The 12,081-nt window shown below is 35.9% G+C and carries 15 protein-coding genes; 6 read left to right on the top strand and 9 right to left on the bottom strand.

Annotation, left to right across the window (positions count from 1 at the left end):
• Positions 1–14: 14 nt before the first annotated feature.
• Genes BHU68_RS03500 through BHU68_RS03490 form a run of 3 tightly spaced genes read right to left on the bottom strand, consistent with a single transcriptional unit; the run spans position 15 to position 4,793 of the window.
• Complete coding sequence (locus BHU68_RS03500; protein WP_069471961.1) at positions 15–1,469, bottom strand: GspE/PulE family protein; 1,455 nt, start codon at positions 1,467–1,469, stop codon at positions 15–17.
• 4 nt (positions 1,470–1,473) lie between these two features.
• Complete coding sequence (locus BHU68_RS03495) at positions 1,474–2,025, bottom strand: GspMb/PilO family protein (RefSeq protein WP_141698819.1); 552 nt, start codon at positions 2,023–2,025, stop codon at positions 1,474–1,476.
• Between the two features lie 38 nt (positions 2,026–2,063).
• The gene (locus BHU68_RS03490) at positions 2,064–4,793 is read right to left on the bottom strand and encodes a valine--tRNA ligase (protein ID WP_069471959.1); all 2,730 of its coding nucleotides are present in this window, start codon (positions 4,791–4,793) and stop codon (positions 2,064–2,066) included.
• 25 nt (positions 4,794–4,818) lie between these two features.
• Here BHU68_RS03490 and ubiA point away from each other — a divergent pair, with 25 nt between their 5' ends.
• The 3 genes from ubiA to BHU68_RS18240 all read left to right on the top strand — a co-directional run bounded on the left by ubiA (position 4,819) and on the right by BHU68_RS18240 (position 6,481).
• Positions 4,819–5,667 carry a 4-hydroxybenzoate octaprenyltransferase gene (gene ubiA, locus BHU68_RS03485; RefSeq protein ID WP_069471958.1) on the top strand — a complete coding sequence of 283 codons (849 nt, stop codon included), beginning with the start codon at positions 4,819–4,821 and terminating at the stop codon, positions 5,665–5,667.
• Between the two features lie 172 nt (positions 5,668–5,839).
• Positions 5,840–6,040, top strand: coding sequence for a caspase family protein (locus tag BHU68_RS03480; protein WP_069471957.1), 201 nt, complete (start codon positions 5,840–5,842; stop codon positions 6,038–6,040).
• A gap of 240 nt (positions 6,041–6,280) precedes the next feature.
• Complete coding sequence (locus BHU68_RS18240; protein ID WP_083235010.1) at positions 6,281–6,481, top strand: DUF433 domain-containing protein; 201 nt, start codon at positions 6,281–6,283, stop codon at positions 6,479–6,481.
• A gap of 337 nt (positions 6,482–6,818) precedes the next feature.
• Here BHU68_RS18240 and BHU68_RS03470 read toward each other — a convergent pair whose 3' ends face one another.
• A complete protein-coding gene (locus BHU68_RS03470; RefSeq protein ID WP_069471956.1) occupies positions 6,819–7,205 on the bottom strand; it encodes a winged helix-turn-helix transcriptional regulator in 387 nt (128 codons plus the stop codon).
• Between the two features lie 75 nt (positions 7,206–7,280).
• Here BHU68_RS03470 and BHU68_RS03465 point away from each other — a divergent pair, with 75 nt between their 5' ends.
• Both BHU68_RS03465 and BHU68_RS03460 read left to right on the top strand, forming a co-directional pair.
• Positions 7,281–7,967 (top strand): pirin family protein, encoded by a 687-nt coding sequence (locus tag BHU68_RS03465; protein ID WP_216092896.1) that lies wholly within the window; start codon positions 7,281–7,283, stop codon positions 7,965–7,967.
• The gene (locus tag BHU68_RS03460) at positions 7,960–8,541 is read left to right on the top strand and encodes an NADPH-dependent FMN reductase (protein WP_069471955.1); all 582 of its coding nucleotides are present in this window, start codon (positions 7,960–7,962) and stop codon (positions 8,539–8,541) included. Before BHU68_RS03465 ends, BHU68_RS03460 begins: the two co-directional genes overlap by 8 nt.
• Before the next feature lie 69 nt (positions 8,542–8,610).
• On the opposite strand, the gene BHU68_RS03455 is transcribed toward BHU68_RS03460, so the two are convergent.
• Both BHU68_RS03455 and BHU68_RS03450 read right to left on the bottom strand, forming a co-directional pair.
• Entirely contained in the window at positions 8,611–9,276 is a 666-nt protein-coding gene (locus BHU68_RS03455) for a class I SAM-dependent methyltransferase (protein WP_069471954.1), read from the bottom strand.
• The gene (locus tag BHU68_RS03450; protein ID WP_069471953.1) at positions 9,273–9,656 is read right to left on the bottom strand and encodes a hypothetical protein; all 384 of its coding nucleotides are present in this window, start codon (positions 9,654–9,656) and stop codon (positions 9,273–9,275) included. Before BHU68_RS03450 ends, BHU68_RS03455 begins: the two co-directional genes overlap by 4 nt.
• A gap of 91 nt (positions 9,657–9,747) precedes the next feature.
• Here BHU68_RS03450 and BHU68_RS03445 point away from each other — a divergent pair, with 91 nt between their 5' ends.
• On the top strand, positions 9,748–10,071 hold the full coding sequence (locus BHU68_RS03445) for a winged helix-turn-helix transcriptional regulator (protein ID WP_069471952.1): 324 nt from the start codon (positions 9,748–9,750) through the stop codon (positions 10,069–10,071).
• Positions 10,072–10,205: 134 nt separating this feature from the next.
• On the opposite strand, the gene BHU68_RS03440 is transcribed toward BHU68_RS03445, so the two are convergent.
• The 3 genes from BHU68_RS03440 to BHU68_RS16840 form a co-directional block, all read right to left on the bottom strand.
• Positions 10,206–10,754 carry an AAA family ATPase gene (locus BHU68_RS03440; protein ID WP_069471951.1) on the bottom strand — a complete coding sequence of 183 codons (549 nt, stop codon included), beginning with the start codon at positions 10,752–10,754 and terminating at the stop codon, positions 10,206–10,208.
• On the bottom strand, positions 10,754–11,266 hold the full coding sequence (mltG, locus tag BHU68_RS03435; RefSeq protein WP_083235009.1) for an endolytic transglycosylase MltG: 513 nt from the start codon (positions 11,264–11,266) through the stop codon (positions 10,754–10,756). Before mltG ends, BHU68_RS03440 begins: the two co-directional genes overlap by 1 nt.
• 70 nt (positions 11,267–11,336) lie before the next feature.
• Positions 11,337–11,756, bottom strand: coding sequence for an endolytic transglycosylase MltG (locus BHU68_RS16840; RefSeq protein ID WP_141699531.1), 420 nt, complete (start codon positions 11,754–11,756; stop codon positions 11,337–11,339).
• Between the last annotated feature and the right edge of the window lie 325 nt (positions 11,757–12,081).

The raw sequence follows: 12,081 nt of genomic DNA, 5'->3' as shown, positions 1-12,081 counted from the left end.
ACAAGGGTGTAATTTTAATTCGCCCTTGTGACTCGAACAATCTCTTCTGGTGTAGTTATACCTTGATATAATTTTTCCATTGCATCTTTCCGTAAAGTTCTTAATCCTTCTTTAACTGCTTGTTTACGAATGGCATTCGCATCGCCGCCGTTACCAATTACGTGACGAATATCATCTGAGATCAGGAGTAATTCATATAATCCTAAACGCCCTTTATATCCAGTATTACCACAGCGTTCACAACCTTTACCACGTTTTATGTCTGGGCATTCCTGTTGGTTAATTTCTAATAGTTCTGCTTCTTCTTCGCTTATTTGCACGGTTTCAATGCAATGGGAGCAGATTCTACGCACTAAACGTTGTGCCATGACGGCGATTACACTGGAACTTATTAAATAGGTATCAATACCCATATCTTGTAAACGTGTAATTGCACCAGCAGCATCGTTAGTATGTAAGGTAGAGAATACTAAATGCCCGGTTAAAGCTGATTCGATTGCAATTTCAGCAGTTTCAGCGTCACGTATTTCACCAACCATTATAATATCAGGATCTTGTCGCACGATTGAGCGTAATCCAGCGGCGAAATTTAAGCCGATTTTTGAGTTTACATGAATTTGGGTAATGCCTTCTAATTGGTATTCTACTGGATCTTCTACAGTAATAGTTTTATTTTTACCGGTATTAATTTTTTCTAAAGTTGCATATAAACTAGTGGTTTTACCGCTACCAGTTGGTCCGGTTACTAGTATAATACCATGTGGTTGTTTAATAACATTATTATAAGGTTTTATAATATCTTCTGGCATACCGAGTTGATCTAAACTGACGTTTACATCACTACGATCTAAAATACGTAATACAATGGATTCGCCATGTACACCGGGTAGAGTAGATACACGCATATCAAGGTTTTTACTACCCATTTTATATTGAATGCGCCCATCTTGTGGCAGACGCTTTTCACCAATATCTAATCGCGCCATCAATTTGACACGAGACGATACAGCAGCTTTTACTGAAGCTGGTAAAGTTTCAAGATCAACCATGACACCATCTACGCGACAACGTATCTTTAAATGTTTTTCTTCGGGTTCAAAGTGAATATCACTGGCACTTAAATCTAAAGATCGATCCATAAGGTGATTTACCATACGAATAATAGGTGCATCGTTTGCTGCTTCATCAAGATATTCACTATCTAAATTGAAGTTACCATCTTCATCAGCACCATCTAATTCTGGTGATAATTTGGCTCGCCACTTTTTTATTAAGTTTTCAATTTTATGTTGTTCGGCGTGTTCAAAACTAACTTGCGATCCTAAAATAAAGCGAATTTTAGCGCGATCTTCAATTTCAGGTAAAGTATCTGCAAATAATAAACGGGGTGGTTCTGGAAAAGTTTCGACAGGGGCAATGCCCTTGTCAGATAATAATTGGTTAAATATTGGTAAATTTAGAGTATGCATTGTGTTAATTTTCCTCAGCAGCAGGGGCACGACTAAAGCCAGTTATTCTAACTTTACAATTTAGTTTCTTTTTACGAGCGCGTACATCTAAGGTTGTCACTTTTAAATGAATTCTTGCATTTTCAATAGCTTGTAAAAATCGCATCAGTGTATATGATGTTGCTTCAAATTGCATTGATTGAATTACTAATAGCCATTGCCCGGTAGTATTGGATGTATCAGGTGGATCAAGTGTTTTAAATCTTATGCCTGTTCGTTGTGCTAATCGCTTAACTATACCTTGCATTTTGGCACCTATTAATTCTCGATTGTTACCTGATAATAATCCTGCATTAATTTGCTTTTCTACTTGTTTAGTATCTTTATAAGTTTTTTCCCAATATTCAGCACGTTTACTTAGTTTCTTATAACGTTCTATATCTTTATTCAATTTTTGAACACTAGTCATATAATCATTATAATAATTAGATATGAATGGATATAATTGAAATGGCAAGATGTATAAGAAAAATATTCCTAATAGTATCTTTAAAAGTCGTTTTTCTTGTGTTGTCATAGATATACAAGGGCAACCATAAAGGATTGCCCTTACTATTAAATAGCTCGAATTTTAGTTTGTTGTTGTTCTAATTGTTGCAGAGATGAGTTCATTTTTGCAACTCTTTGTCGTTCTTTTTCTACAATTGCTGCTGGTGCGCGATCAGTAAATTTTGGATTTTCTAGTTTGGCTGTGCATTTTGCTAGCTCTTTTTTTAGTTTTTCCATTTCTTTATTTAGTCGCTTTAGTTCAGCGTCTTTGTCTATTAATCCCGCTAGCGGTATTAATATTTTCATTTCGCCAACTAGGGCTATTGCTGATTCTGGTGCTTCTTCATCCTTTTTAAGCCATGTGATTTTGTCTAATCTGGCAAGACTTATTAGTATGTTTTCATGTTTTGCTAATTTTTGTTGATCATCGGCATTGCCGTTTTGTATTAAAATTGGTAATGGCTTGCTTGGGGCAATGTCCATTTCTGCTCTAATACGTCGTACTCCTTGTATGAATTGTTTTACCCATTCTATTTCTAACTGAATTTGTGGATCTATTTTATCATGTTCTGGTTGTGGGTATTGTTGTAACATGATGGTGTCATCAGTTTTATTCGTTACTCGTTGCCATAATTCTTCTGTGATAAATGGCATGAATGGATGTAACAAACATAGTAGTTTTTCTAGCACATGCAATAAAGTGTGTAATGTTCCAGCTGGGTTGCTGGATTGTAACATCGGTTTTGAGAATTCTAAGTACCAGTCACAATATTCATTCCATGTAAATTCATATAAGCTATTTGCTGCTAAATCAAAGCGATAGTTGTTTATATGTTGATTTACTTGTTCGCTTAGTTGTTGAAAGCGTGAGATTATCCAACGATCTACTAAGGATAATTCCGTGGGGCTGCTATCTTTGCCTTCTGTATTCATTAATACATAGCGGGTTGCATTCCATAATTTATTGCAAAAATTTCTATAACCTTCTATTCTGCCTAAATCAAAACGAATATCGCGCCCTGTTGAGGCTAAAGCTGCAAAGGTAAATCGTAAAGCATCAGTTCCAAAGGCTGGAATTCCATCAGGATAATGTTTACGAGTATCCTTTTCAATTTTAGCTGCCATTTGTGGTTGCATTAAGCCGCTGGCACGCTTGACAAGTAATGTTTCTAAGTCTATACCATCTATTAAATCAATGGGATCTAAGACGTTACCCTTTGATTTAGACATTTTCTGCCCTTCAGCGTCTCGAATTAAGCCGTGAATATAGATTTCATGAAAGGGTACGTCATCCATGAATTTGAGACCCATCATAATCATGCGGGCAACCCAGAAGAATATAATATCAAAGCCTGTTACTAGTACGCTAGTTGGATAAAAAGCCTTTAAACGCTCAGTGTTTTCTGGCCATCCCAAGGTGGAAAATGGCCATAATGCTGATGAAAACCATGTATCTAGTACGTCTGGATCTTGTTGTAATTTTACCGTTGCCGCTAGTTGATATTTTTCACGAACTTGTGCTTCTGAATGCCCGACATAGAATTTACCATTTTCATCATACCAAGCTGGAATGCGATGTCCCCACCATAATTGGCGACTTATGCACCAGTCTTGAATATTATTCATCCATTCAAAATAGGTTTTTTTCCAGTTATCTGGTACAAATTTAATACGTCCATCTTCAACCGCTTTAATTGCTGGTGCGGCTAAGTCTTCGACTTTGACAAACCATTGATCAGTTAAAAACGGCTCAATTATGCTCTGACTTCTATCACCGCGCGGTACCGTTAATTTATGAGGTTTGGTTTCAACTAATAATTCGGCGGCTTCTAAATCGGCTAAAATTTGTTTACGCGCTACAAATCTATCCATGCCTTGATAAGCCGCTGGTGCATTATCATTCAATTTGGCATCAATAGTAAAAATATTTATTAGTGGCAAATCATGGCGTTGACCCATTGCGTAATCATTAAAATCATGAGCTGGTGTGATTTTTACGCAGCCGGTTCCAAATTCTGGATCGACATAATTATCAGCAATTATGGGGATTTTACGCTCAGTTAAGGGTAAAGCGATTTGTTTGCCAATTAGGTGTTGATAACGCTCATCATCAGGATGCACTGCAACGGCACTATCACCTAACATGGTTTCAGGGCGCGTAGTGGCAACGATTAGATCACCATTACCATCGGCTAATGGGTAACGTAAATGCCATAATGAGCCATTTTCTTCTTCTGAAATTACTTCTAAATCAGAGACGGCAGTATGTAATACTGGATCCCAATTAACTAGGCGTTTACCCCTATAAATTAAACCTTCATCATATAAACGGACAAATACTTCACGTACCGCCTCAGAAAGCCCTTCATCCATAGTAAAACGTTCATTCTGCCAATCCAATGATGCGCCCATGCGGCGTAATTGGCGAGTAATATGCCCACCAGATTCTTGTTTCCATTCCCAAATTTTGTCAACAAAAGCCTCACGCCCTAAATCATGTCGGGTTTGACCATCAGCGGCTAATTGTCGCTCAACTACCATTTGTGTCGCAATTCCGGCATGATCAGTTCCAGCTTGCCACAAGGTTTGATCACCCTTCATACGATGATAACGGGTTAATAAATCCATTAAAGTATCTTGAAAAGCGTGACCCATATGTAAAGTTCCAGTTACATTAGGCGGCGGAATCATAATACAATAAGGCGTATCAGCATTTTGAGGAGTAAAGTAACCCTTTTGTTCCCAAGTTTGATACCAATGCTGTTCAATTGTTTTAGGATTGTAAGTTTTTTCCATGTTTTTTTAATTAGTTATATATGTTATGAAATTATATCAATATGCAATATTAATGCGTTTAAATCGTCCAATTGGAATTTTGCTTTTATTATGGCCCACGTTGTGGGCTTTATGGATTGCTGGACAAGGTCATCCTGATGTATTAGTAACAACGGTATTCATTTTGGGGGTTATATTAATGCGTTCTGCTGGTTGTGTCATAAATGATTATGCAGATCGTAATATTGATCCACATGTAAAACGTACTCGTGAACGTCCATTAGCGGCTAAGCGCGTTACTGAAAAAGAAGCCTTAATATTATTTGTGGTTCTATGCTTAATCGCTTTTAGTCTGGTGTTATTAATGAATATTTTAACAATTGGACTATCTGTAATAGCGGCTTTATTAGCGGCTGCATATCCATTTATGAAACGTTATACCCATTTTCCACAAGTTTTTCTAGGTGCTGCTTTTGGATTTGCAATACCAATGGCATTTGCTGCACAAACTGGTGAAATTCCCTTAATAGCATGGTTGTTATTTGTAATAAATATATTATGGACAGTGGTTTATGACACATTATATGCGATAGTTGATCGCGAAGATGATTTATTAATAGGAGTAAAATCAACAGCGATTTTATTTGGCAAAGCAGATAAAGTGATAGTGGCAAGCTTACAAATTATAGTGATAATTTTGTTGTTATATTTAGGAATGTTATTAGGTTATACTTATTTATATTATATAGGGATATTTATAGCAGCAATGTTAGCAATATATCAACAATGGCTAATCAAAGATCGAGAAGCTGCAAAATGTTTTCAAGCGTTTTTGAATAATCATTGGTTTGGAATGGCTGTCTTTGTTGGAATTGTGGGACATTATTATACTTAGCGAAAAGACCTGACAGGTTTTTAAAACCTGTCAGGTCTGAAATTACAAGACTAATACGTTTTATCAAGAGTACAAGGTGAAAAACAAATGTCATTAACAAGAAAATATTTATATATAATATTATTATTTTTTAATAGTAACAAATGCACCAGCACAAGAGCGTTTCGCTTTGGTGATTGGAAATTCTGATTATCAGGATGGTAAGGATTTGGCTGCTGTGTTGAGTCAATTATATTTTAAGGTTATTCATAAGAATAATCTTAATTTACGGGAAATGAAACAAGCAATTAACCAATTTGGCAACAAATTACGTAAATTGGGTGGTGTTCTATTATTCTCATGGCAATGTTTCATGATGATTCTGATTGGTTAGGTACCTTCGTTGCTCTACTGCTAATTGCCGCTAACCTATTTTTGTTGTATAGAGTACAACGAATGGCGTGGATAAACGAATAAGTCTATCAAATTAATTAGATTATCCACGTAATTCGTTGTACTTACATCAAATTAACATTAGTTATTAAATAACTTGATCATGAAAAAAAATAAATGATACAAAAAAAGTCAAAATCAGCTATGATTCAAACAACGTGGACAGAGAAGATATACAGATGTGAAACCAATTAAACTCAACTACATAGACGGAAGAATTACAATTTATCCTAACTTATGTAATGGGAAACCTACAATACGTGGAAAAAGGGTAACAGTCCAAACAATTGTTGAATTTTTAAGTGCAGGAGAGACAAAGGAAAAAATTCTAAAGCAATATCCATCGCTAGAAGAGTGTATTCAAACAAGATTGAAGGTATAGATTAAATGTACCGCCCCAGAAAGCCCATAACCCATAGCGACCATGCTGCGTAATTGGCGAGTATATTCTTGTTTCCATTCCCAAATTTTATCAAAAAAAGCCTCACGCCCTAAATCATGACAGGTCTGAAACTCGATAAAAATCTTATGAAATATCTGTAGTAAAATGGTTGGTTCTCACCGACCCTACAAAGCTAGAACGTGGGATACGCAGTCAGCGCAAGCTCATATATTAATAGACAAATTTCAAAAAAATGCTATTATTAATTATTTAAAAAGGATAAAAGCAATTAAAAAAATACATAACAGACACCAATATTGAAGCTTTAATATCTATATTATTTTATTATCTGATGATCCTTTTGGTAATTATTAAGATTATCATATTTTTGCCGTGCCTTACTAACAGCCCCATAATTCTTATCACTCCATTCTACAAGTGTTTCAAATATAGGTGCAAGGCTATTCGCTAAGTCTGTGTATTCATATTCAACACGTGGGGGAATTTCTGGGTATTGTGTGCGCTTGACCAAACCATCACGTTCTAATTCTCGCAATTGCTGAGTTAGCATTTTTTGCGAAACATTTCCAATTGACCTTTGCAATTGGTTAAATCGCATACATCCATCTTTAAGATGCCAAAGAATTTCTGATTTCCAACGCCCAGCAAAAACGTTTAGTGTGCCTCTTATTGGGCAAGCAAATTGATGCTTTTTTTTAGTCATATTATCACTCCAGTTTAACAGTTACTAAAAGGTACCTACTTTACAATATTATTGTACACCACTATATTATATGGTATGAATATACAAATATTACATAGAGATCAGCTGCCACTTGGTGGATTTGCAGGATTAAAAGAACATCGTCTGGTTGTAGATCAGCGTATTGGTGGTGATAATGATGCATGGGATGGGCTTGGTAACTTCGTTTATTTAGCGGATGCACGTTTTCAACCCAATGGTGAGACACATATGCATTCTCATAAAGAAATTGATGTTATCTCAATTCTTGTAGAAGGAGGCATCACCCATGAAGGTTCGCTAAAACACGGTCAATCATTGGATACCGATCAAGCACAGGCTCAACGCGCAGGCGGTGAAGGCTTTAGTCATAACGAAATAAATCCTGATGATAAAAAAAATCGCCTGATACAGCTTTGGGTTTTACCTGAGACTGAAGGTGAACCAGCTAGTTATAAGTTATATACGCTTGAGCAAGGTAAATTGACTCGTATCTATGGTGGCTCAAAAGATCAGGACAAAACGCTTGATAGCCATACTATTATGGAAGTGGGAATGTTGTCTGCTAATCAGGAAATTTCAAAGAATGGTGAATTTCTAGCGTATATCACCAGAGGAAAAGGTCAGCTGAATAATGAAATCGTGAAAGATGGTGATCTTATTCGCGGTGATAATTTAAATTTTAAAGCGGTTGATGATGTGCAAATTATTGTAATCACAACTAAAGGAAATAATCATGGTTAAATTACTATTTTTTGCAGGAAGTGCGCGTAAAGATTCCATAAACAAGAAGTTAGCAAAGCTAGCTGCTAATATGGCACAAAAAGCTGGCGCACAAGTTACATATATTGATTTAAAAGATTTTGAAATGCCGTTATATGACGGTGATTTGGAAGCGCAAAATGGTATTCCTGAAAATGCTAAAAAACTGAAACAAGTTTTTGTAGAACACGACGGTTTCTTCATTGCATCACCCGAATATAATAGTTCCATGTCCGCTCTATTGAAGAACTCATTGGATTGGATATCACGTCCACACGAACAAAATGAAGCAGCTTTGATTGCATTCAAGGGCAAGGTTGCAGCATTGGGTTCGGTTTCCCCGGGTGGATTAGGTGGATTACGTGGACTTGTACCTCTGCGTATGATGCTTGGCAATATTGGGGTAACTGTTGTGCCTTCACAAACTGCTATTAACTCAGGATTTCAAGCGTTTGACGACAATGAACAACTAAAAAACGAGAATCAGGCTGAAATGCTAAAAGCTACTATTGATGAATTCGTGAAAATAGCTAGCCGAATGAACAATTTAGAATAATAATTGGCAAAGACCTGACAGGTTTTTAAAACCTGTCAGGTCTGAAACCCTACACCTATAGACTTGAAATTAAAAATGTTTTATTGCAGATACCGAAATAACCATACCTTGCAAATATTTTTTGGTTGTGATATTTTTCATTCCTGCTTCTTTGAATAAATCTGAAATATCACTCATTTTCATTTTTGGAGCTAGCTTGTGCCAAGCTCTCATTGCAGCAACAGAAAATTCTGAATCCCCAACTGATGCTTGTAATGAACCTAAGTTTTCATCATTAAATTTAGCTGAAGGTACAAGGATAGTAATCGTACCTCCTTTTTTACAAGTACGAGTTAGTTCGTAAATTGCTTTACTCTTATCAGGTACAATATTAATAAGTGAAGCAGCAATAACGACATCAAAAAAATTATCTTCAAAGGGTAAATCAAACACACTTGCAACTAAAAAATCAATTTGACTGTGGTTGGTTTTAGCAAGCTCAATCATCTTATTAGAAGCATCAACCCCTTTAGGAATATAGCCCAATTTCGCCATATATGAAGTTAAAGCACCTGTTGCACATCCGACTTCTAATATTTTACTTTTAGTAGGAAGCTTATGATCATCAATCCACTGATGTAGCGTATTCTTATACCAATTTAACTCATTAATTTTGTCAAAAAGTACAGTGGGTTTAAAGATAATCAACATCTTAATTTGCATCTGAAAATAATATTTTTGCAGCCATAAAATCATGCTTTGCTGCTCTGTTTAGGCATCCATAAAAATAAAAGAACAATAATCCATGTTGCATTAAACATAGGGAAAGCAGAATCTGTAATATTTACAGTGCCATTCATGGTATAAAATATTCCAGCTCCTAAGTCTATGAACTGAATTAAGATCATAAATTGAATCCATAAAATATATTTCAAAGGATCTTTTGCTATATAAATTAAAGCAATACCATAGGCTATAAATCTCGCAGCTAACATTGCTAGTGGGTAATAAATGTCAGCTTGAGGAATACTATGTCCTGTACTTTTCAAAAAAAACTCTGGAAGAAATAAATGAAAAACACCCAATATAATCTGAATAGCTCCAACAAGGTACAATAAATAAGTCATCTTCTTCATGTTTTTAACTCTTTATTTTAAAATAAAGTTAAATTATAAGAATTAAGGTATACTTTTGCAAGTAATTACCAAAAGTATAGTAAGGAGTATTATGGATAGTTTAGCTCAAAATCAAGCTTGCAATGAAGAATGTCCTGTAAAAAAAACGGCTGAGATTATCGAGGGAAAGTGGACAACACTGGTTATTAGAGAACTCTTGCCTCATAAAAAGCGATATTCGGAAATTCAAAGAGCTTTAAAAGGTATCAGCCCAAAGGTGCTAACCTCTCGTTTGAGGCTGCTAGAACAAAAAGGCTTAATTACCAGAACTGTATATGCTACAGTTCCACCAACAACAGAATATGAACTAACAAGCATTGGGAGAAAGCTGAAAGAAGTATTAAATGCTATGGCAGAATTTGGAAAAAAACTCTAATCAATTCCCTACCAACACAAGCGTGGCTAATTCAGCTTGCCGCTTGTGGTTTATGAGCAAAATATTCTCTAACTTTTTTAGTTAATTCTGTGATATTCATATCTATTTGTCCCCAAATATTTATAATATCACTTTTATCCAACTAAATCAATCCGTTCTTCAATACTCAATGTCTGGCGTGGAATTAAAATACTAGTACAATGTTGCCGTTCATCTGCACATAATCCTTGGGTTAAGCTATTTAGGTGTTCCATATAGGCGCGATTTAGGGCTGCTTTGCCAGTTTCATATACTAATGGGATTGCTGGTTGTAATATTATTAGTTTGTTAAAGTATTGCTTGCATACTTTAAAGCATTTGTTGAGATAGCTTTCTAGTTGAGAGTAATCGACTTCAGTGTCGCCTTGTATTTCTGCTAGTGTGTAAGCCATGAAGTCTATGGGAGTTCGATCTGTTATGAAAGCTTTGGTTTCTGCTTGCCAAATTGTAATAGCGGCTTCTATTACGTGGTGTTGAATTGATAAGCGAGTTTTAAAGTCTAGCGGCTGAGATGGATCTAATCCATGCTCTGCAAATACGCCGCTAGTGTTGGTTTTTACAAATTTTATTTGCTTTTGTTTGGCAATTGCTGCTGCTAATGTTGTTTTGCCAGTTCGATGACTGCCACAAATTCCTATGTTCATTAGCGGCGGCAGGCTGAGCAACTTGGACGTTTTCTACACCAGCGTTTATAACTAGATGATTGTTTTGTTAATAGATATTTTATCACTGCACAATCATGTTCTTTTAAGTTTGAAGAAAAATGATGGTAGCCTTGATTGCCTTTTGCAACAAAGTATAAGGCATTGCCTTCGCTAGGATGTAGAGCGGCTTCTATGGCTGCAATTCCGGGCATTGCGATAGGTGTTGGCGGTAATCCTTTGTATATATAAGTATTATAAGGGCTATCAATTCTTAGATCTCGTTTGTAAATTTTGCCATCATAAGCTTCAGATAGTGCATAAATCACTGTTGGATCAGTTTGTAATAACATTCCTTTTTTTAAGCGTCTGGTAAATACACCACCAATTAATGGGCGTTCTACAGCAGCAGCCGTTTCTTTTTCTATTATTGATGCTAATATTAAAGCTTGATATGGAGTTTTTAGAGGTAAATTATCATCGCGTTTTTTCCAAGCGGCTGCTAATTTGCAAATCCAAGTTTTGCCATGATTGTATCATTATCATCCAAAGTTTGAATTAGTTTAGGATGTTTACGTATTGCGGCTAAAACTTGTTTGAAATTCCAACATTTATCAGATATTCTCCAGCTTTAATTTTATGAGCTCTTTTTTGCCAACGCGCTAAATTTACCCATAAAAATGCAGTTGGGTAATTTAGAAGTTTTTTATCCATTAAGTTAATGGCAACTCTGCGCAAGGTGGTATTAGGCTCTACCATATGATGCACATCTTCAGATAATGCAATTGGCGTTTGGAGATTTGGATGAAGAGGCGGGCTTCGTGGATAACAGTTTAAAAACCGGCACTCCCTCTTGGTTAGCTCGCTTCGCTTTTCTGTTACTGATTGCCGCTCACCTATTTTTGATTTACTACTGCTTTTTTGATGGATGGCGGTTGTTTGTATAGAGTACAACGAATGGCGTGGATAAACGAATAAGTCTATAAAATTAATTATATTATCCACGTAATTCGTTGTACTTACATTATTCCTCATAGTTATAACAGGAGATACAAAATGGAAATAAATATTTCGACTAATCAAACCTCCAATGCGGCTGATACATTGTTCAATATGTTAATGGAAGATAAACTTAAACATGATAATTAGCGGAAAACTTAGCAAATTTACCGGCTTATGGGCTACTTGTAACAGCTACTGTTGCCCAATTTCCACCGATACGTTTAGCTTTAAAGACCTGTCAGGTCTGAAACTCGATAAAAATCTTATGAAGTATCTGTAGTAAAATGGTCGGTTATCACCGACCCTACAAGGCTAGAACGTGAGATAC

Origin of the sequence: Candidatus Marithrix sp. Canyon 246 (genome assembly GCF_001723685.1) — a bacterium.
Lineage (GTDB): Bacteria > Pseudomonadota > Gammaproteobacteria > Beggiatoales > Beggiatoaceae > Marithrix.
The sequence above is the reverse complement of the archived record's forward strand: the minus strand, read 5'-3'. Positions and strand labels throughout refer to the sequence as shown.